General features: G+C 33.6%; 23 protein-coding genes and 2 pseudogenes. 16 read left to right on the forward strand and 9 right to left on the reverse strand.

The genetic code is table 11. The annotated features are described in order from the left end of the window. Positions 1-2: 2 nt before the first annotated feature. Genes LQU93_RS03520 through LQU93_RS03535 form a run of 4 tightly spaced genes read left to right on the forward strand, consistent with a single transcriptional unit; the run spans position 3 to position 2,762 of the window. The gene (locus LQU93_RS03520) at positions 3-1,013 is read left to right on the forward strand and encodes a 3'-5' exonuclease (RefSeq protein WP_229932510.1); all 1,011 of its coding nucleotides are present in this window, start codon (positions 3-5) and stop codon (positions 1,011-1,013) included. A 36-nt stretch (positions 1,014-1,049) separates the two neighbouring features. Beyond that, a complete protein-coding gene (locus LQU93_RS03525) occupies positions 1,050-1,763 on the forward strand; it encodes a DUF5625 family protein (RefSeq protein WP_229932511.1) in 714 nt (237 codons plus the stop codon). An 11-nt stretch (positions 1,764-1,774) separates the two neighbouring features. Then, positions 1,775-2,197: a hypothetical protein gene (locus tag LQU93_RS03530; RefSeq protein WP_229932512.1), complete on the forward strand. Its 423-nt coding sequence runs from the start codon at positions 1,775-1,777 to the stop codon at positions 2,195-2,197. Between the two features lie 43 nt (positions 2,198-2,240). After that, complete coding sequence (locus LQU93_RS03535) at positions 2,241-2,762, forward strand: hypothetical protein (RefSeq protein WP_229932513.1); 522 nt, start codon at positions 2,241-2,243, stop codon at positions 2,760-2,762. 29 nt (positions 2,763-2,791) lie between these two features. Here LQU93_RS03535 and LQU93_RS10085 read toward each other — a convergent pair. The 7 genes and pseudogenes from LQU93_RS10085 to LQU93_RS03565 all read right to left on the reverse strand — a co-directional run. Continuing rightward, positions 2,792-3,331, reverse strand: a pseudogene (locus LQU93_RS10085) (methyl-accepting chemotaxis protein); the annotation flags it as partial. A 318-nt stretch (positions 3,332-3,649) separates the two neighbouring features. Continuing rightward, positions 3,650-4,681 (reverse strand): annotated as a pseudogene (locus LQU93_RS10090) (cache domain-containing protein); the annotation flags it as partial. Between the two features lie 188 nt (positions 4,682-4,869). Continuing rightward, entirely contained in the window at positions 4,870-5,730 is an 861-nt protein-coding gene (gene sppA / locus LQU93_RS03545; RefSeq protein WP_229932515.1) for a signal peptide peptidase SppA, read from the reverse strand. Next, positions 5,718-6,926 (reverse strand): aminofutalosine deaminase family hydrolase, encoded by a 1,209-nt coding sequence (gene mqnF / locus LQU93_RS03550; protein WP_229932516.1) that lies wholly within the window; start codon positions 6,924-6,926, stop codon positions 5,718-5,720. Before mqnF ends, sppA begins: the two co-directional genes overlap by 13 nt. 62 nt (positions 6,927-6,988) lie before the next feature. Beyond that, positions 6,989-8,350 carry a sensor histidine kinase gene (locus LQU93_RS03555; RefSeq protein ID WP_229932517.1) on the reverse strand — a complete coding sequence of 454 codons (1,362 nt, stop codon included), beginning with the start codon at positions 8,348-8,350 and terminating at the stop codon, positions 6,989-6,991. Further along, positions 8,289-8,957 (reverse strand): response regulator transcription factor, encoded by a 669-nt coding sequence (locus LQU93_RS03560; protein WP_229932518.1) that lies wholly within the window; start codon positions 8,955-8,957, stop codon positions 8,289-8,291. Before LQU93_RS03560 ends, LQU93_RS03555 begins: the two co-directional genes overlap by 62 nt. 31 nt (positions 8,958-8,988) lie before the next feature. Beyond that, the gene (locus LQU93_RS03565; RefSeq protein ID WP_229932519.1) at positions 8,989-9,315 is read right to left on the reverse strand and encodes a PepSY domain-containing protein; all 327 of its coding nucleotides are present in this window, start codon (positions 9,313-9,315) and stop codon (positions 8,989-8,991) included. Between the two features lie 143 nt (positions 9,316-9,458). Between LQU93_RS03565 and aroQ the strand changes: the two genes are divergently transcribed. The 11 genes from aroQ (at position 9,459) to mnmA (ending at position 18,513) form a co-directional block, all read left to right on the forward strand. Next, a complete protein-coding gene (gene aroQ, locus LQU93_RS03570; protein ID WP_229932520.1) occupies positions 9,459-9,941 on the forward strand; it encodes a type II 3-dehydroquinate dehydratase in 483 nt (160 codons plus the stop codon). A gap of 1 nt (position 9,942) precedes the next feature. Continuing rightward, positions 9,943-10,971, forward strand: coding sequence for a M24 family metallopeptidase (locus tag LQU93_RS03575; protein WP_229932521.1), 1,029 nt, complete (start codon positions 9,943-9,945; stop codon positions 10,969-10,971). Further along, positions 10,965-11,444, forward strand: coding sequence for a 2-amino-4-hydroxy-6-hydroxymethyldihydropteridine diphosphokinase (gene folK / locus LQU93_RS03580; RefSeq protein WP_229932600.1), 480 nt, complete (start codon positions 10,965-10,967; stop codon positions 11,442-11,444). Before LQU93_RS03575 ends, folK begins: the two co-directional genes overlap by 7 nt. Before the next feature lie 12 nt (positions 11,445-11,456). Further along, positions 11,457-12,848 (forward strand): flagellar biosynthesis protein FlhF, encoded by a 1,392-nt coding sequence (gene flhF, locus LQU93_RS03585; protein WP_229932522.1) that lies wholly within the window; start codon positions 11,457-11,459, stop codon positions 12,846-12,848. Beyond that, the gene (locus tag LQU93_RS03590; RefSeq protein WP_229932523.1) at positions 12,845-13,711 is read left to right on the forward strand and encodes a P-loop NTPase; all 867 of its coding nucleotides are present in this window, start codon (positions 12,845-12,847) and stop codon (positions 13,709-13,711) included. The genes flhF and LQU93_RS03590 overlap by 4 nt, the downstream gene beginning before the upstream one ends. Before the next feature lie 9 nt (positions 13,712-13,720). Then, positions 13,721-14,071 carry a hypothetical protein gene (locus LQU93_RS03595; RefSeq protein WP_229932524.1) on the forward strand — a complete coding sequence of 117 codons (351 nt, stop codon included), beginning with the start codon at positions 13,721-13,723 and terminating at the stop codon, positions 14,069-14,071. Continuing rightward, positions 14,043-14,753 (forward strand): RNA polymerase sigma factor FliA, encoded by a 711-nt coding sequence (locus LQU93_RS03600; protein WP_229932525.1) that lies wholly within the window; start codon positions 14,043-14,045, stop codon positions 14,751-14,753. Before LQU93_RS03595 ends, LQU93_RS03600 begins: the two co-directional genes overlap by 29 nt. Further along, a complete protein-coding gene (gene fliM, locus LQU93_RS03605; protein WP_229932526.1) occupies positions 14,746-15,846 on the forward strand; it encodes a flagellar motor switch protein FliM in 1,101 nt (366 codons plus the stop codon). Before LQU93_RS03600 ends, fliM begins: the two co-directional genes overlap by 8 nt. Then, a complete protein-coding gene (gene fliY / locus LQU93_RS03610; protein WP_229932601.1) occupies positions 15,836-16,675 on the forward strand; it encodes a flagellar motor switch protein FliY in 840 nt (279 codons plus the stop codon). The genes fliM and fliY overlap by 11 nt, the downstream gene beginning before the upstream one ends. Beyond that, positions 16,672-17,259, forward strand: coding sequence for an LOG family protein (locus LQU93_RS03615; protein ID WP_229932527.1), 588 nt, complete (start codon positions 16,672-16,674; stop codon positions 17,257-17,259). Before fliY ends, LQU93_RS03615 begins: the two co-directional genes overlap by 4 nt. Before the next feature lie 234 nt (positions 17,260-17,493). After that, complete coding sequence (mnmA, locus tag LQU93_RS03620; RefSeq protein ID WP_229932528.1) at positions 17,494-18,513, forward strand: tRNA 2-thiouridine(34) synthase MnmA; 1,020 nt, start codon at positions 17,494-17,496, stop codon at positions 18,511-18,513. A 264-nt stretch (positions 18,514-18,777) separates the two neighbouring features. On the opposite strand, the gene LQU93_RS03625 is transcribed toward mnmA, so the two are convergent. Next, a complete protein-coding gene (locus tag LQU93_RS03625) occupies positions 18,778-18,969 on the reverse strand; it encodes a hypothetical protein (protein WP_229932529.1) in 192 nt (63 codons plus the stop codon). A 180-nt stretch (positions 18,970-19,149) separates the two neighbouring features. Between LQU93_RS03625 and LQU93_RS09935 the strand changes: the two genes are divergently transcribed. After that, entirely contained in the window at positions 19,150-19,281 is a 132-nt protein-coding gene (locus LQU93_RS09935) for a hypothetical protein (RefSeq protein WP_268250041.1), read from the forward strand. Positions 19,282-19,560: 279 nt separating this feature from the next. Here the strand turns inward: LQU93_RS09935 and pyk are convergent, their stop codons facing one another. Then, the gene (pyk, locus tag LQU93_RS03630; protein WP_229932530.1) at positions 19,561-21,009 is read right to left on the reverse strand and encodes a pyruvate kinase; all 1,449 of its coding nucleotides are present in this window, start codon (positions 21,007-21,009) and stop codon (positions 19,561-19,563) included. Positions 21,010-21,125 lie beyond the last annotated feature (116 nt).

Raw genomic sequence — 21,125 nt, forward strand, 5'->3', positions numbered from 1 at the left:
AAATGGCAAAAAGTTATATATGTGTGTTTGATTGTGAAACGATCCCTGATGCTTCGTTGCTAAGACGTATTTATGGATATGATGGCGACGATATGGATGTTAGTTTGCAAGCATTTGAGGCACAAAAGCAAGTTAGTGGCAGTGAGTTTTTACCCATAATTTATCATAGAGTTGTTGCTATATCGGCTGTTATGGCTGATGAGTATGGTAGATTTTTGCGAGTTAGCACGATGAAGGGTGAAAATGAGCGAGAAATTTTAACAAAATTTATAACTTTTATAAATGAGCATAATCCACGTTTAGTTAGTTTTAATGGTAGAGGATTTGATTTGCCGATGATTATGGCAAGAGCAATGAGATACAATATCAGTGCTAGTGCGTATTATGAGACTGACAATAAAGAGCTAAACAAGGATAAATGGAAAAATTATAGATCGCGTTATGATGGGCGTTTTCATCTTGATTTGCTTGATCATATTAGTGATTTTGGTGCAGTTAGAGGCCTTAAACTCGATGCTCTTTGTGCGTCATTAAATATCCCTGGTAAATATGATGTGAGTGGGGATCAGGTTTTGGAGCTATTTTATCAAAATGAGATAGAAAAAATTAATGAATACTGCGAATCAGACGTGTTAAATACGTATTGGGTGTTTTTGAAGTTTGAGCTTTTGCAGGGCAATATACTTTTAAGTGATTATGCAAATTGTTTATCAATTATGAGTGAATATCTTGATAAAAATTGTCAAAATCGTGGATATGTTGGCGTTTTTTGTGAGTATATTTCAAAAGAGATTGATAGGCTTTCTGGCAATGCTTCTTACGAAGATGAGCAAGCAGATTATAAATATGATGAAGATTTTCAAAAAGTGGATATTAAAAATATAGACGAACATTTGGCTAAATCAGGACTTGATGGGCTTTTGCAAAAAGGTGTGAATGCACCGTTAAAATCAAAACCAAAGGCAGTTTTGACAGAATTAAACTTACCAGAGATTGATTTGGATGCAGAGTAGTAATTAAATAGTATTAAATCAAACAAGGAGAACAATATGCGTAAAAAGATAAAATTTAGACATATTTTTTATATAATTTTGATATTGATTATAGGATATTTTATAAAGTTACCAACAAAATACGAAACACCAAGCCCAAGCATTGACAAAGAGCTTGATGTAAGCACAAAGGGTAATGTGTATGATTTTAATATATCTATAAGAGATAGTGAATTTTATGAATTTACATTAGCAATTGCATCAAAAGATGTCAATGAAGAAAAAAGACTATTTGAGCTAGTTAGTCAAAAAAAACAAGAGTTAAAAGAACAAGGAGTTGATTATAACTTGGATGATATATATTGCCAGATTGTGCCTCAATTTAAGATAGCTGGTTCGCACTACTCGAGCAAAGAAGAGTGCAAGGGTGCAAATATACTTTTAAAGCTTAAAATTCACTCTATAAATAAACATTTTAAGTATAAGTATCTAACTGGTGATGATTTAAGAATGCGTTGGTATGAAGGAGATGATGACTTTGAGATAGTAGCTGATATGTCTAAGATAGAAATATCTTCTAGGGCACAATCTCCTAATGGTTCGTGGGCAAAACGCAAAAGAATAGCTGCTGTTGGGCTATATAAGGGGGATTATCAAATAAGGCTAGAAGTGCTAAATGACACACCTTTAGCAAAAGAGGCAGGAATATATCTAAAAATAAATAGATATCGTATAGGTAAATTTGGAGAGCTTAAATTTGAACTTGATTAAAGGAGAATAATATGCCAAAATATACACTTACAGTAAATATAGAAGAGCGTGGCACTATGCATACAGATAGGGATAAAAATACAACCAATCCATCTATGGCTGGGCATATGTGGCTAGGTGCTAGTGATGAGGTTAATAAGCCACTTGAGTTTGGCTTTGCAAGCAGAAATAGTATGCCGTTTGATATAGGAGTGCTAAAAGATGATGATAACTCATCGTATGCTGGTGAGCCAAGATACTCAAAAACGACTGAGATAACAAAAGAGCAGTTTGATAGATTTAGAGACATTCATGAGAATAGAGCATTGTCAAATTTTGATTTTAATAATTATAATGCTATTACTAATAACTGCGTTGCTCACACTTGGTCAGTTTTGAATGAGATAGGCATAGAAACCGGTGGATTTTTGGGCGAATTGATGCCAAATAAGTAACGCTAAATATATAGATGAACTTTTTGATAATCACAAAGGCTTTTTGGATAATGTAGGCTCATACAAAGATAGTGCAAAAAGTATAAATCACTGGAGAGACTATTGGGATAGCAAAAAGCTTGAGTATCCATACCCTGATGATTTAAACGATCCTTTTAACTTTGATAGTTGTAAAAAGGGGTATTGTGAGGTAAATTTAGATAGGTTTAGAGTTATAGATACGAATAGTGCTAAGGATAAGTTTATAGGTTGGAATGGCTCTACACTAAAAGAATCTCTTGAATATATTTTAGATGGTGCAATATGGAAGGCTGTAGGAGATGATGATGAGCCAAAGATAGTTATTGACTATACGCCAAGCATTAAGGATTTAGAGCAATTAAAAGATAGTCTTGTAGCGGATGATCCTTGCGGCACATTTGACAAAATTATAAGAGATATAGATTTAGCGATATCAAGTAGCGAAGTTTGCAGTGTTTTTAACTCTAGATTTGGCTATAGTGATCTTGATATGGCTAATAATTTGTCGGATTTTAGAACAAGAATTCTTATTGTTAAAAATTAAATAAAGGAGCAAAAGCTCCTTTGTATGACTTACGTTTTAAATTTCATCAATACCTGATTTATTTTTTCGCCAGTATGTTCTAGATGCTCAGCTGCAGTTGCGATCTCTTCAGTGTTTCGCATATTAACAGAGCTAATTTGGTTAATTTGTTCGATGCGCTTAAGTAGCTCATTTATATCGTTGCTTACACGTTTGAAATCATTTGCACTATTGTTTGACTGAGTTTCGCATTGTGCCATTGATGAGTTTGCGTTATCGACGCTTTGCATTGTTTTATCGGCAATTTGTGTTAGTTCATTGATGCTTGCTACATTGCGTTGCATTTTATTTGTAGCCTCGTCCATTGCCATACCGACGGCATTAACTGTCGCATTTATTTCATTTAGGCTATCTTGTGTGCGTTCGGCCAGTTTTCTCACCTCATCAGCAACTACTGCAAAACCACGTCCTTGTTCTCCTGCACGTGCTGCTTCAATAGCTGCATTTAGTGCCAATAAATTAGTTTGATCGGCAATATCTGAGATGACATTTAAAACATTTTTGATTTCGTCTGTATTTTGAGATAAAGTTTTAATGTCATTTGATAGCTCAATTTCGTTACTTGAGGTGGCATTTATATACTCTGTTATTTGAGCTATATCGTTTTTGGTGCTAGAAAGCTGACTTGAAGCAGTGGCTAAAATTTCGCTTGTTTCAAGCACATTTTGGATAGATACTTGGATTTGTTCATTCATTTTGTTTGACATCTCAAAAGTATTTTGTATAGTTTGAGCCGTTTCTTCGACGCTTTTTCCAACCACTGCAGCGGTTGATGATAGTTCGTTTGAGATAGATGCATTTTCGCTACTAGCATCTTTTGCCATTGCTACTGTTAGCCTTACTTTTTCAATAAATTTATTAAACTCATGTGCGGTTTCTCCAACTTCATCAAGGCTATTTACAGGAATTTTACGCGTTAAGTCACCGTCGCCTACAGCTAATTCGTTGGCGTGATTTTTAAGCTCGTTAATTGGATTTACAACGCTAAATTTTATGATAATTGATATAATTAAAATAATAACAAGCACGACTACTGCCATTACTATCATTTGTGTAATAATTCCTGATTTTGCTGTTTGGATGTCGTGATAGACGTGAGTGTTTGTATCGGCAATAAATACTTGACCTATGTTTTTGCCTGTGTAATCTAGTAGATCAAGTGTTGTTACGAAGTAATTTTGTGTTGAAAACATTGAGTTGTGTAAATTTTTATCGCTTACGTTTTTAAGCTCTTGTATTAAATTTTCATTTGCATTTTTTATATCTTGTGCTATTACGTATTGAGATTGCACGATTTTAGGAGCATCCTTAAGTCCATCAGCGATATTTAAAAGTGAGCTGTTTATAGCGATGATAACGTCAGCGTTTTCATCAGTTTTTAAATCTTTTACGATCGATTCAAACGATTGAATGATTTCTACTGAGCCGATATAGTCGGTGTCTTTTGCAAATATTGGTGCAAGACCACGAAGCGCAAGACCAGCTTTGCCCACTTCAATACCAGCTAATGGTCTTTTGGTATTTTTAACGTGAGTTATAGTGTGACGAAACGAGCTTAGGTCGTCGCCTGATTTGTTATTCCAGTGTCTTAGGAAGCTTTTTACATCATGAGTGTGAATATGTACTTTTAAATTTTTATATTCAGAAGCTTCTCTGGCTACATCCATGAGTTTTGATAGCTCTTTTTGTGCGATTGTTTTATCATTTTGAATTAGTGCCTCAGTGACGTAACGATTTTCAGCGATGTTTATTGCACTTAGTAAGCCTACTTGTGTTTTGCCAACTAATTTTTCTTTAAACATTGATGCAAATTGTTTTTGCTTGTCTTTTAACACGCTTTGTTCTATCTGTGTAACGCTATTGTTATAAAAATAAAACATAACAATTGCCGCAATGACCGCAAGGGCAACTAATGGAATGTAAATTTTGTTTTGAATAGAAATGTTTTTCAATTCTACACCTTTCCTTAAGATAAAATTTCACTTATTTCAAAATTAAGTAAAAATTAAATTTTGCTTAATTTGATAAATAAGTATTATATTTTTATACCGTAAATGTAAAGTAAATTTTATTTTATTATAGGAAATAGTGCAGAAATTATTGCGTTTGCTCCTTGTTCGGTTAGTTTTTTGAAAAATTTTTCTATTTGAGGCGTTTGTTTCCACTCTGCTTTATCTACTTGTGCTAAAATTTCTAGCTGTGATCTTGCATCATAATAGCCACCAATATCGTCAATTAGCCCAACATTTAACGCATCATTTGCCAAGAAAACTCTAGCGTTTGCCCATTCGTTTGCCATTGAAATTTCAAGATTTCTAGCACTTGCAACATCTGTGATAAACAGCTCATATGATCTGTTTGCTATCTCTTGCAAGGCATCTTTTTCTAGCTTAGACCAAGTTCTAGTGTATGTGCCCATCTCTTTATACTCTCCAGCCTTTACAACTTGTTCGCTAATGCCGATTTTAGTGGCTAGTTCGCTTATGTTTGGCACTTGCATTATTACGCCTATAGAGCCTATCATGGAGCCTTTGTTTGCAATTATTTTATTTGCATTTACTCCAGCATAATAGCTACCACTTGTCATATTGCCAGCTGCATATGCCACAACTGGCTTACTTTGGCTTAGGCGTTTGACTTGCTCTGCTAACTCTACGCTAGGGCTTAACGCACCACCTGGACTATCGATATTTAAAAGCACACCTTTTATATTTTCATCAATCCTAGCCTCTTCTAGTTGAGATAAAATTTCATCCGCACTAAAAATAGCACCTTTTATATCGATTTGAACTAAATTTGGGGTGCTTAATTCGCCTTTTGGCGTAAAGACAACAAAAACTATCAGTAAAAACAGCATGGCTTTAAAGTAGTTGTTTATAAATTTTAACACCGCTATGATTGGATTAAAAATTGATTTTATAAATTGCATATTTTTCCTTTTATTATTAGATTTTTTACATTTTTTGTATGAAGAATTAGTTGTGTTAGCATATCGTTATTATCGCATTTTAAGGCTTTTAATACCATAATATCGGCACTTTTACCTTGTTTTAAAACCCCATTATTTGTCTTTAATGCATTTGCGCCGCCTAAAGTTGCAGCACGAAACAGAACTTTGATTAAAGAATTTAGTTTATATTGTTGATGTGTAAAGATTGCGTTTCTTAGCTCGTCAAACATATTTAGGCTTAAATTTGAGCTTAAGCCGTCTGTGCCGATACTTAAGTTGATTTTATGTTTTTGTATTTGGCGTAAATTTAGTGCCTTTTTGCCAAGTAGCCTATTTGAACTGGGGCAATGTGTTATGCTGTGATGGGTCTTAAAGTCTTTAAAATTTTGTGCATAAACGCAGTGAGTAAAGAGTGTGTTGTGATTATTAAATAGCTTAAAATACTCATCTGGGCTAAAATTTGGCTTTGGATCTTTTGTGAAATTTAAAAGATGTTTTTTAAAATCTCCACTTGCACTCTCTAGCCACTGTTTTTCATGATGGCTTTCCATGAAGTGAGTTGAGATTATTAAATTGTTTTCTTTTGCAAAATTTAATGCGAGTTTGGCTAGTTTTGGATGTATAGAGTAGGGCGAGTGAAGCGATATTGCTGGTGTAAAACGCTCATTTTGATACAATTTGCTTTTGCTAAATCTCTCTTTAAAAGCATTGAAATTTTGCTCTATCATTGCTTCGTTTGAGCCTAAAATTTCATTAAAATGCACGACGTTTAGTGGCGATGTGGCTAGTATGTCGGTATCACGCCCAAAGCTAGATATCGCACCGATTGTTGCTATGCCGCTTTTTAGCATGTCATTTATGGCTTTTTGCATGATTTTATCTGTGCATTTTTGGCTTAGTTTTTTTGAGTTTTTTATCACTGAGCCTAGCCACGCGATAAAATCGCCATATTTTAGTGTTGTTTTGTTTGCACTAAACTCAAGATGTGCGTGAGTATTTACAAATGCTGGAGCTAAAACGCTGTTTTTATAGTCTATAAAAGTGGTGTAATTTTTCTCTTTTAAAAGTTTTGAAATTTTATCAATTTTTATGATTTTATCACTCATTAAAATGCCATAATTTTCTAAAATTTCAAGATTTTCATCAATTAAAAATTTTGCCGTTATTAGTTTCATTTTTTGCCTTAATATAGCTTTGTTTATGTCTATTTTTCTTTTATTTTGGCAAAATTATAGCTTTAATTTATCAAAAACTCAATACAAAACTCGCTATAACTTTTTGGCTCTGAGTTAATTGTAATTTTTGCGTTGTGAAGTCTTGCTATTTGTGCGGACATAAATAGCCCTAGTCCGTTTCCGCTATTTTGCATTTTGTTTCGTGAAGCTTCAACTTGATAAAATTTATTAAAAATTTTATCAAACTCGCTTTTTTCTATGCCTTCGCCATCATCTTTTATGCTTAGTTTTGCTACACTATTATCGATTTTTAAATTTACTTCTATTTTTGAGCGTGAGAATTTAAGTGCATTATCTAAGATGTTATTTATGGCACGTTCTAGTAGCGTAATATCGGCATTTATATATATGTTTGGATCTATTTTTGTAATTAGTTTTTTGTTTGAAATTTTATCAAAATCATTTAAAATTGATTGCAAAATTTCACTTAAACACACTCGTTTCATTTTGATATTTGTTAGGTTTTCGATCTTTGAAATTTGTAGTATTTGATTGGTTAGTTCAGCCATTTTTTTTGATTGTTTTTGGATAACTTGCAAGCATTGTTTTGCTTCATCTAATGTATCGGCGTGCTGTATGGCGTATTGGGCTTGTGATAAAATTACTGAAATTGGAGTTTTTAATTCGTGCGATATATCTGATGTAAGTTGTTTTTCGTTTTGAAATTTAATCTGAAGCGTTTGTAGCATTTCGTTTATTACGCTACTTAATTTTGCCAATTCGTCATTATTGTTTGATGTTTTTACGCGCTTGCTAAAATCAGCACTTTGACTGATGGTTTGTGCGGTTTTGCTGATTTGATTTATTGGGGCTAGGGCATTTTTTGCCAATTTGTATCCGACAAAAATCGCAATTACAAATAATATGGGTGCTATAAGTGCTATGGCAAAAAATAGCGATCCTAGTATGCTTTGGGTATTATCTGCTAAGATTATCGCACGTATTATTGTGTCTTTTTGTTTTTTTATTGGTCTGTCATAGTAATAAAATTTCGTCTTATTATTTTCATAAAATCCTATTTTTGAGCCAGAAAAACGCTGTTTTGGGTCAAAATTTTTAGGATATTGTCCCTTTATAACGCCCTTTTGTCTTTGCAAAATGATTAAAAAGACTCCATCGTCATACTCTTCGTATTTGTTTATATCGTGTGATATTTGCTCCACTTTATTAATTAGCTTTTTGTGTGTTTCGTATTTTGCGACTTTATTTGCTATAAATAATGATAAACTTATGGTTATGATAACTAAAATCAACATAAAAACACTATACCATAGTGTGATTTTGTGAGAAATTTCTATATTTTTAAGCTTTGATAACATAGCCTTGATTTCGCCTTGTTTGGATAAAATCACTAAGTCCAGCATTTTCTAGCTTTTTGCGGATATTTTTCACTAATACCTCCAAGACATTTGAACTGCTTTCATTGCTGAAATCATAAATACTCTCTTTTATCATCTCTTTGCTTACGATTTTATCTTGATTTAGCATTAGTATCTCAAGTATCTCATACTCTTTTGCGGTTAAATCTATTAAAATGTCATCATATTTTACGCTTTTTTGAGCCATATTTAAAGTTAGCCCATGTGCTAAAATTTCGTTATTACTTTTGTGATTGCTTCGTCTTATTATGCTTCGTAGTCTAGCCTTTAGCTCATCTATATCAAATGGTTTTGATAAATAATCATCAGCACCCATGTCAAGTGCATTTACTATATCTTGCTTGTCGCTTTTTGCAGTTAGCATTAGCACTGGTGTCTTATCGTTTTTGCTTCTAAGTTTAGACAAAAAACTAAAACCATCCATTATCGGCATCATCACATCAAGCACTATAGCATCATAAGTGGCTACATCGATATACTCTAATCCTTCTGCCCCATTATAAGCACAATCGACATTGTATCCACCCTTTTTTAAGTGCTTTGCGATGATGTCGTTTAGATCAATTTCATCTTCGATGATTAAAATTTTCACACACGTCCTTTTTGGACATTATACTTAAAATTTACTGTTTTTGCTCTTGCTTTACTTTGTCCTTGGCTCTGTTTTTATCGCATTTTTTATTGCTGCGATTATTTTTATCTTTTTTATTAAATTCTTTAACATCAATGATTTTGCCATCATTTTTGTCTATTTGGACTTCTATAAATTTGTCATCTTTTATAGATTTTACCTTATAAAACTCACCAGCTCTATCTTTGGCTAACACTATGCCTTTTATTTCGGCACCCGTTTTATCTTGTGCTATCTTTGCTGCCTGGTCAAACCCAATCGCTCCAAAAGCTGTGCTTACTCCTAACATTAAAGCTAGGGTAAAAATACCTTTTTTCATCTTATTCTCCTTGTGATTTTTTGCTTGAGTATTATCAAGTTTGCAAATTGTAAAATATTTAAATGAAGCTAGTATGAATAAAATTAAAAATTTAGAAATAAAAATGTATAATCAAAACACATTTTAAACCAAAAAGGAAAATAATGGATAAATTTAAAGTAATGGTGATTCAAGGACCAAATCTTAATATGTTAGGTTTGCGTGAGCCAAACGTGTATGGCTCTATGAGATTGCAAGATATTCATCAGCAAATGAAAGTTGTAGCAGATCAATACGGTGCTGAGATAGAGTTTTTCCAAAGTAATTTTGAAGGCGAGATAGTAGATAAGATTCAAGAGTGCTTAGGTGAAGTAGATGGTATCATCATAAATGCGGCTGCTTATACTCACACATCAGTTGCTATTCGTGATGCTATAAGTGCTATAAATTTACCAACAATTGAAGTGCATATTAGCAATGTATATCGCAGAGAAGAGTTTCGTCAAAAAAGCCTAATTGCACCTGTTTGTGCTGGTGTAATAGTCGGCTTTGGACCAGTTGGCTACCATCTAGCAATGATAGGAATGCTTCAAATTTTTGATCAAATTAAAGCCGTTAAAAACGCACAACAAGCAGACAAAGAGTAAGATGAAAAACTATATCCTAAGAGATGAAAACGCTGTATTTTTTGAGTGCGGATATAGCTGTGATAATGAAATTTTGCTAGTTTTGGGTGATAATAAATTTTTTATCACAGATGCAAGATACGGCATAGAGGCAAGTGAGCTAGTAAAGCCAAACGTAAATGTTGTTGTGGCAGATAAAAGCCTGATAGCTCACACAAGGATGCTTTTGCGTAAATTTTCACCAAAAAGCATCGTGTATGACCCAAATGATTTTAGTGTGGCGGCTTTTAGTGAAATTTCAAAAAATCTTAGGATAAATTTTATAAAAAAAGCATATTTTTCAAAACAAAAACGCGTCATTAAATCTAAAGACGAGCTTGAGATTTTAAGGGCAGCAGCGAGATTTGGTGCTGAGTGTTTTGATGAGTTTGCTCAGTTTGTTAGAAAAAATGGTGAAGGCATGAGCGAAAAAGAGCTGCATTACAACGCAACGCTGATTTTTAAGCGTAAAAATACGCTTGGGCTTAGCTTTGATCCCATTGTAGCGATAAATGAAAATGCAGCTAAAGCACATGCATTACCAAGTGAGAAAAAGTTAAAATTTGGTGATTTGCTTTTGCTTGATGCTGGTGTAAAATACCAAAGATATTGCTCAGATCGAACCAGAACGACTTGTTTTGATGAGAATTTTAATTTTTCTAAAAAACAAAATTTTAAAACAGCAAAACAAAATGAGATATATGCTATCGTTTTAAAAGCACAAGAGTTAGCTATAGATGCCATAAAAATCGGAGCAAGTGCTAAAGATGTTGATTTGGCGGCTAGGGATTATATAGCTAGTTGCGGTTATGCAAAGGAGTTTTTTCACTCTACTGGACACGGCGTGGGCGTTGATATACATGAGTTGCCAAATATAAATGCAAGAAGTAACGTTGTGCTTGAAAAAGGTATGGTGTTTAGTGTAGAGCCAGGAATTTACATAGCAAATGAGTTTGGTGTGCGTATAGAAGATGTTGTGGTGGTTGGCGAAAATGGAGCTGAGATATTATGAGACTTGATGGCGTGATTAATGTCAGCAAAAGTCGCTATTTTGGTAGAAATTTTGGCAAAGCTAGTGATTATAAATATCACGCATATATAGGTGTTGGTGGGAATTTAGGCAATGTTAAAAAAAGATTTGACAATCTTATAAGAGCGTTTAAAAATGATAAGAGATTGTGGGTTGAAAAGACTTCACCAATCATTAAAAACAAAGCATTTGGATATACAAATCAGCCTGATTTTTTAAATGCTGTTATAAGTTTGCAAACTAGTATGAGCTCAAATATGCTTTTAAAAATAATGCAACATTATGAGGTTAAATTTAAACGACAAAGAAGTTTTAAAAATGCACCAAGAACGCTTGATTTAGATATTTTGTATTATTCTAAAAAAGTTAGAAAATCAGCGAGATTAATGGTGCCACACGTAGGCGCAAGTGATAGATTAAGTGTAATAGTGCCACTTGGTATGATGATAAAATAAAGGGATTATTTAATGGCGTTAAAACATTATGCAGTAACTGGTGAAACTAGCATAGAGGCTTTGAAAAAAGCAAGAGAGTTGTATGGTGATGAGGCGATACATATTACTACAAAGCAGATACAGCCAAAGACGATAAACAAAAAAGCAATCTATGAAGTAATGGTAGCGGTTGAAGAAAAGGATGAAAAACGTCCTAATTCAAAAGCCATGAATTATGAAAACGCTGTTTCAAAATTTAATCAAAACTACGATGTTGTCAAGTCAAAAACTCCAAAAATCGAAGAAGTAGCAAGAGCAAATGACACAAGAGAAAATAGTGCAAATGAACGCAATGAAAGGTTAAATTTTAGAATAGATGAGATAAAAAGCAATACAAAGCAGAGCGTAAGTGATGAAGATGTATTTTTAAGCATATCAAGTGCTGCAAAAGAGATAGGAAAGATAGTTAATATAGATGAAATAACGCCTGAAATTTCAAATGTATCAACTAAAAAGATAGACGATGTAGCAAAGCAAGTAAATAATCTGCGTGAAAAAGTTGATCTAATAACTGATATGTTTTGGGAGGAAAAATCAGCTCACAGAAATAATTTAGCTATACCGCCTGAGTTTGCTACGATATATAAAAGTGCAAAATCAAGTGGCATGAAAGAGGAGCATTTAGAGGCGATTATGCAAGCAACTTATGCGAATATGCCAAGCTCTATGAAGACAAATCCAACGGCAGTTAAGCGCTATTTTTACTCATTTTTAAGAAATATGCTTCCTTGCAGAAAGGAAAAAACTAAGCAAAAACAGCGTATAATTATGCTGGTTGGTCCAACTGGAGTTGGCAAAACTACAACTTTAGCTAAATTGGCTGCTCGTTTTGCATATAGCTCAGAAAAACGATACACCACTGGCATTATTACGCTTGATACTTATCGTATTGGTGCAGTTGAGCAGCTATTTCAATATGCTAAAATGATGAAACTGCCTATCCTTGATGTTATTGAAGTAGATGAGTTTAAAGATGCTATAAAAAAACTAAATCATTGCGATGTGATACTAGTAGATACTACTGGAAATTCTCAATATGATAGAGAAAAGCTTGATAAGCTAGATAGGTTTTTAAGGGCAAGTGGAGCTGATATAGATGTTAGTTTAGTGCTTAGTGCTGGTAGTAAAGTCGAAGATTTGATAGAAATTTATAATGGTTTTTCGTTTTTGGATATTGATACTTTAATCGTTACAAAATTTGATGAAACAAAGGTTTTTGGCAATGTTTTTTCACTCATATACGAGACAAACACGCCAGTTAGTTATTTTTGTGTAGGGCAAGAGGTTCCTGATGATTTGATTGAGGCAAATTCTGAGTTTTTGGTAACTTGTGTGCTTGATGGCTACAAAAAGGACAAGTTGTGATAACGCAAGCTAGCAAACTAAAACAGATGGTTGATGGACAAAAACAGACGCAAAAACGAACGCATTTTATTGCTGTAACGAGCGGAAAAGGCGGCGTTGGCAAAAGCACAATAAGTGCAAATATCGCAAATATTTTAGCGCTTGATGGTTATAAAGTCGCACTTCTTGATGCTGATATAGGACTTGCAAATTTAGACGTGATTTTAAATGTTAAAATGGGTAAAAATTTACTTCATGTTTTAAAGGGTGAGTGCGGATTAGCTGAAATTTTAATACCAGTTAAGAAAAATTTAATTCTAATTCCAGGAGAGAGTGGCGATGAGATTTTAAAATTTAACAACCAATTTTTATATGAAAGATTTTTAGAAGAAGCAAATGAGCTAGACGAGCTTGATTTTATGATAATTGATACTGGTGCTGGGATTGGCGGAAGCACACAGATGTTTTTAGAAGCGGCAGATGAGGTTGTGGTTGTCACGGTGCCAGATCCAGCTGCAATAACTGACGCATATGCTGTGATTAAAATTTTATCACGTTTTAAAAATAATCCAATGCTTCTTTTAAACATGGTTAAAAATGAAAACGAAGCAGTTCGCATATATGAAAATATAAAACGCGTTGCAAATGCAAACATAAAAGAGCCATTAAATTTAGAATTAGCTGGATATATCATGTCTGATAAATCCGTTTCAAAAAGTATAAAGCAGCGAACTTTAGTGAGTGATGATGCACCGTATTCGATACCAACAGCACAATTAAAAGATATAACATCTAAAATTTTATATAGATTGGAACGAAAAGTGCTTACAAACAAAAATGATACTTTTGGTAGTTTTTTCAAACGCCTGATAGAGCAGTTTTAAAGGGATTTAATGAGAGCTGAGAATTATATAGCATTTTTTACAGTTTGTGGATTTTTTGTTGGTGTTTCATGGACTTTAATGCGTGCAACAGATCCGCTTGATATTCTTGTTTATACGGCACTTATAACGTTTTTTTTCTATCTTGTTGTGCATATTGTAATTATGAATTATGTTGATGTAAAAGTTGTTATCAAAAAATTTTTTGATAAAGAAAAGCATGAAGAAGTGGCTGATTATTTGCTAAGTGAATTAGCAATACGTGAAAAACGCATTGAGAATTTATTACAAAAAGTTGATGAGCAAACTAGCAAAAAGCCGTTAGGTAAAACAAATGCAAAACTCAAAGCCAAAGCAGCCTAATCCGTATCAAAGTGCAATTAAAAAAGAACAAGATGAGGTGGTGTTAAGCTATATGCCAGCTCTAAAAGCTATGGCGTATAGACTAAAAGAGCGATTGCCTGCTAATATAGATGTAAATGATTTAGTTAGCATGGGCACGATTGAGATGATAAAGCTAAGTAAGACTTATAACAAAGAGCAAAATGATTCGTTTTGGGGATATGCTAAAAAGCGAGTATATGGCTCAATGCTTGATTATTTGCGTTCGTTGGATGTATTAAGTCGCACTGATAGAAAGTTGTTAAAAGAGATAAATTTATTAATTGATAGTTATTTTAATGAGCATGAATATGAGCCAGATGATGAATATTTGGCTAATGCATTAAGTGTAGATTTGCAAAAAATAAGAGAAGCTAGAAGTGCTGGTGCAATAGCTTCTGTTTTATCTCTTGATGAGAGAGTGGATATACAAAGTGAGCATAATACTGAAGAATTTGTAATAAGATCTGAGCTATTAGAGCGGATTGAGAACGTTTTAAATGAATTTTCGCAAAGAGATCAGCTTGTAATGCAGCTTTATTATTATGAAGAGCTTAGTTTAAGAGAGATTGCTGAAATTTTAAATATAAGCGAAGGAAGAGTGAGTCAGATACACGCAAGATTGCTTAAAAAAATTAGGGAGAATTTAGAAGTTAATGGCTGATATTTTAAGTCAAGAAGAGATAGATGCACTGCTTGAAGTGGTTGATGGAGATGGTGATACTGACGATATACAGGCACATTCAAGTGAAAGTGGCGAACAAAAACAAATAATCATATATGACTTTAAGCGTCCAAATCGCGTTAGCAAAGAGCAACTTCGTGCGATAAAGGGCATACACGATAAACTTGCACGTAACCTAGCTAGTCAAATTTCAAGCGTTATGCGCAGTATCGTTGAGATCCGTCTTCACTCAGTCGATCAGATGACATATGGTGAGTTTTTGATGAGTTTGCCAAGTCCTACTAGCTTTAACGTTTTTTCTATAAAACCGCTTGATGGCAACTGCGTATTAGAGATTAATCCAAGTATTGCATTTCCGATGATAGATAGGCTTCTTGGCGGACTTGGTGAAAATTTTGAAACAAGTAGGGAGCTTACTGATATCGAGATAAATTTACTTGATGCTGTGCTTAGAATGATCATGCAACGCCTTAAAGAGAGCTGGAGTATGATAACCGATATGTATCCAAATGTCGAAGCCAAAGAGAGTAGCCCAAACGTCGTTCAGATAGTAAGCCAAAACGAGATCGTGATAATGGTCGTTATGGAGATCATCGTTGGTAACTCAAGCGGCATGATAAATATCTGCTATCCAGTTATCTATCTTGAGCCGATTTTAAGCCGTCTTGCAAACCGCGATATAATGCTTGGTGAAACGAGTGCAAAAAAGAGCCGCAATAAAGAGCTAAAAACGCTTATCGGACGAGCGGAAATTTTATACGAAGCCATACTTGGTAAGGCTGTGATAAGTGTAAATGAGTTTTTAAATTTAAAAGAGGGTGATATCTTGCGACTAGATCGTGGTGCTGATGATAAAGCGATAGTTTCCATAGATAAAAAAGAGGTATTTTTGGCTGAGGTTGGTTTGCATAGATATAGAAAATCAATCAAGATTGAGCAATTAATACGCTCTGATAAAGATGAGATTAAAAATATACTAGAAAAATATGAAGAAGAAAGAAAGGCTAAGCTGTTAGCATACGAAGAGCAGGAACAAGAACAAAACGAGGAAGATGAATATTATGATGAATGAGTTGTTTAATATATTTGTAAGTGAGCTAAAGGCGACTATTGAAGGGCTTACAGGTAGAGTGCCTGAGGTTGGTGAAAGAAATGATTTTGAAGCAACATCACAAACTGGCATAAAGCCGCCATTTGTGCTAGCAAATGTCGCAGTTAAGGGCGACAATGATGCAAAATGTCTGCTTGTATGCACACCTGTATTGATGACAGCGGTTGGTGAGTGGATGATGGGAGAAGAGGAAATTTCTCATAATGACAAGCTTGGTGAAGATGATTTAGACGCAGCCAAGGAGATATTTTCTAACTTTTTGGGTGCTGTAAATACATCGGTTGGAGCACAAAAAAGTTTTGCAAAGTTAAATTTTGAAGTAGTTGGCGTAAATTTCATTGATGAAGGCGGTGAGTTTAATTTTAATGAATTTGCAAAACTTTATTTGTTTAACGTAAAAATCGAAGATTTAGATGAGTATATAGGTTTTGTTTCAGATACTCAGTTTGAAGAGATTTTTAATCCTAAACCAAAAGAGGAAAATACACCAAAAGATACACAAAAAACAGCTGATTTTAGTGCTGATGAGATGAGAAATATCGGACTTATCATGGATGTTAGGCTTCCGATACGCGTTAGAATAGGTTCAAAAAGAATGCTTTTAAAAGATGTTTTAAATATGGATATTGGCTCAGTGATAGAACTAAATCAGCTTGCAAATGATCCGCTTGAAATTTTAATTGGAGATAAGGTTATTGCATATGGCGAGGTTGTGATAGTTGATGGTAATTTCGGTATTCAAATTACTCAAATTGGTTCAAGACGGGAAAGATTAGAGCAGTTAAAGTGAAATTTTTAGATGAGTTTGTAGCCTATAAAAATGGGCTAAATTTAGATAGCAAGTGCGTGACATTTTTTGGTTCGGCAAGGTTTAAAGATGATAATGAGTATTGTTTGGCTGCTCATAATTTAGCATATCGCCTTAGTGAAAATGGCATAAGTATAATAACTGGTGGTGGCGACGGCATTATGAAAGCTGCAAATAAAGGTGCCTTTATAAGTGGTAAATCTCAAAGCGTAGGATTTAATATACAGTTGCCATTTGAGCAAAATTCAAACAGTTTTTTAACAAACAGTTTTTTGTTTAGTAATTTTTTCCCCAGAAAATACGCACTTATTCAAAGTTCATCCGCATTTGTTGTATTTCCTGGTGGGTATGGCACTCTTGATGAGTTGTTTGAAGTTTTGACATTATCTCAAACCGGCATGAATAAATTTAAAATATATCTATACTCGTCTAAATTTTGGAGCGGATTAGATGATTTTATAAAAACAACTTTATTAAACGAGCAAACTATAGACGACCAAAGTCTAAAAGTATATGAAATCACTGATGACATAGACAAGATAGTAAATGAAATAATAATGCTTTGAAAGCTTGTTTATATTTCTGAGATTTATTTTAAAAATTTATATTTGCTTTTAAATTTTAATTGGTAAAAAATAAATATATTATATAATTGACATAAAATTTACAAAATAACTTCTTTAAATGATAATAAACCTAATAAAGCTACTGATTTATGCCAAAATTTTATTGCTTGCATAAATTTTGTAATTAAAGCGAGTATTTGTAAATTTTAAGTTTTAAACTAAAAGGAAGTCACAATGAAAATAATGGTTGCTATGAGTGGTGGCGTTGATAGCACAATGACGGCTAAGACGCTACAAGAAGCAGGGCATGAGATAGTGGGGTGTTATATGATGCTTCACGATAAACCAGGATATCACGAAGAAAATATAAGAAAGGTAAAAAAAGTAGGTGATTTTTTAGGTATTAATGTCCATATACTAGATCTTAGAGAGAGATTTAATGAGTTTGTTTATAATCCATTTGTAAATGAATATAAAGCTGGTAAAACACCAAATCCATGTGCTTTATGTAATAAATTTATAAAACTTGGAGCATTGCTTGATTTTGCTAAAGAGCAAGGTTGTGATAAGCTAGCCACAGGACACTATGTGCAAGTTATAGATGGTTTTATCAGTGTTGCAGTAGATCCTAGCAAAGATCAGAGTTATTTTCTAGCGCAGGTTCCAAAAGCGTTATTAAATGATGTTATATTCCCGCTTGGCGATAAGTATAAAACCGATATAAAAGCCTTGGCTGCACAAATTCCAGTGCTTGAAGAATTCGCTACTCAGGCTGAAAGTAGTGAGATATGTTTTGTTGAAAAAACGTATGTTGATGTATTAAATAAGCACTACAATACCGATATGCCGGGCAATGTTGTTGATAAAAATGGTAAAATTATCGGTTCTCATCAAGGATATATGCACTACACTATTGGCAAACGTCGCGGTTTTGAGGTGCATGGGGCTCACGAGCCACACTTTGTGCTTCGTATAAATGCTGATAAAAACGAGATAGTTGTTGGCACCAAGGATGATTTAAAAGAAAAAATCGTTAAACTTGAAAGTGTTAATATGTTTATAGATGATGATGAGTTTGATGGTGAGGTTAAAATCCGATACCGAAGCCCAAAAATAGATGCAAAAATTAAAGTAGATAAGTCAGAAAATACAGCCGTAATAACGCTAAGCGATGCCGCATATGGTGTAGCAAAAGGGCAGTTGTGCGTTGTTTATAGGGGCGATAGGGTTATTGCAAGTGGATTTATAGTATAAATTTTAACTTCATAAAGATTTAAACTTTTTGTAAATTAAAAAGCTAAGAATTTGATTTTATTAAGCAAATTGCAAATCCTTAGCTTTATATTTTGGTTTGCTTATATGTTTGTAAATATCTCTTTAGGTAAAACCTATAAGGTTTTTTAAGCCCAGTTTTATATACTACAAACAAGTAAAGCTTTTATATATTATTTTGTATTTAACAAAATATCTAAATTATTTAAAACTTGCCTTAAGCTATACATAATATTAATTTTACTTTTAGTATTCAATTTTTTGTGATAAGTAAATAGCAACAAATAAAACTAAAATTTTTAATGTTGTTTGTGTGACTTTTATCTGTTTATTGTAACGAGCGAAGCGAAGTTCTTCATAGGGATAGCGACTTAAGCTATCATCTTGTAACGAGCGAAGCGAAGTTAAAAACCAAACCATCAAAAACATACCCATCATTTAAGAATTCCCAAAACAAATTTAAAGAATTTTAAAACATTTTGCTTTTCAAAAAGTGCTTGGCTGATTTAAAAGCTGCAAAATTTTTAAGCAACTCTGCATTAATGGCAAAAGAGCGTGAAAAAGCAAGTAAATTTTTAGCAAAGAATTAAAATTGATAAAGCTATTTTAAAGCAAATAATGCGTGATAAAGATGTCACGCAGATAGTAGCAAACAAGCTGTATTTGCTCTGTTTCATGCTGTCGCACTCAAGAAGCCTATTTTACTGCGTTTATCATCGCTTGGCTTTGGTTGCTACTCTTATTCTTTGAGTTTGAGAGACTAAAACACAAAAACAAACATCGGCTATGCTGAGCACTTCGCTTGTTTTCAGGGAAACATTTTTGCTTTGCAAAAAGTGCTTCGCTTGTTTTCTCAAAGAGAGTGCTAAAACACAAGAAACAAACCTATCTTGTTTTACTTGCCACTACCACAAAATTGATAGTTGTTTTTAGAATTTTGCACTTGTGTTGGCAAATTTTGTAAAGAGCATCATGGCATCTTTGAAGTTAATTTTAGATGATTAGGTATAAAAAGGGGATTAACCCTTTTTATATGCTTAGATAATGATTTATTTGCTCTTTTTTAAGAATTCTCATAAAGTTCGTGCTACCCTCTACTCCGGTTGGAAAACCCGCTGTAACTAGATAGGTTTTTTCTATGTCAATTATGCCGTTTTTGACAGCTTGTTTTATCATTTTAGTTAGTAATTCTGAGATAGTGTCGCATTTTGGTAGAGTAAAATTTACAGAATTTACCCCCCAAGCAAGTGCTAGTGAACCAGCAATTTGCGGATCATGAGTTACGGCAAATATATCTATATTAGCTCTGTTTCTAGCTATTTTTATGGCTGATTTTCCAGAGCCTGTTATGGCTATTATCCCATCTGCTTTAATGCGATATGCTAATGCTGCTGCTGATGATGCTACCATGTCTGTCTCATCGAAGAATTCAAACTCATCAAATTTATTATATGGATATATTTTTTGTGCTTGAATGATTGTGTTATTCATGGCTTGTACAACTGCTACAGGATTGATGCCAACGGCACTTTCTTCGCTTAACATAACAGCATCTGCTCCGTCTAAAACGGCGTTTGCCACGTCAGATATCTCTGCTCTTGTAGCACTTTCATTCTCTGCCATCGAAAGCATCATTTGTGTTGCTGTTATGACTGGTTTGCTTTTTGCGTTGGCTTTTTTGATGATTAGCTTTTGTATAGTTGGTACCTCGTAATATGGCACTTCAATGCCCAAATCGCCACGAGCTACCATGATAGCATCGCTTACATCTATTATGCTATCTATATTTTCGACTGCATCAAATTTTTCTATTTTGGCAATTATCCTTGCTTTTGAATTTAGCTCATTAAGGATTTTTTTGGCTTTTAATATATCGTTTGCATCTTGAACGAAACTAATAGCCACGTAATCAACCAAATGTTTAGCTCCAAATTCCATATCTAGTTTGTCTTTTTGTGTTATTACCTCTATGCCGATTTTGGTATTTGGGAAATTTACGCCTTTATTTGAGCTTAATATTCCATTATTTTCTATGACAGTTTGCACCATATCTTGCTCTGTTTTTACCACTTTGGCACGGATTTTGCCATCGTATAGATATACGTATTCGCCAACTTTTAGCATTGGTATGATTTGCGGTTGATTTATGCATGTTTTATAGTGTGCTTGGCTTAGTTGTTCGCCATCTATTTGCTCACTATGTATATCTAGTCTATCGCCCATTTTTAATTCAAAAGGTGTTTGTATCTTGCCAACTCGAATCTTGGGTCCGCAAATATCTTGCAATATACCCACACGCACACCAGTTTGTGCTTGTGCCTCTCTGATTTTGGCTATGTTTTGTGCATGATATTCGTGTGTGCCATGACTAAAATTTAAGCGAAATACATTAACCCCAGCATTTATTAAATTTTTAATTATTTCTATATTATCACTTGCTGGTCCTATGGTTGCTACGATTTTGATTCGTTTTTGCATATTTAATCCTTTTTGAATTTTACAACTAAAAATTATAACAAAAATTAGATTAAAAATTTAAAAAATAAGATGAAATAACTATTATGCATTTCAGGAATATTTAAGTTTAAATTAAA

The sequence above is a fragment of the Campylobacter majalis genome, assembly GCF_905120465.1.
GTDB lineage: Bacteria > Campylobacterota > Campylobacteria > Campylobacterales > Campylobacteraceae > Campylobacter_A > Campylobacter_A majalis.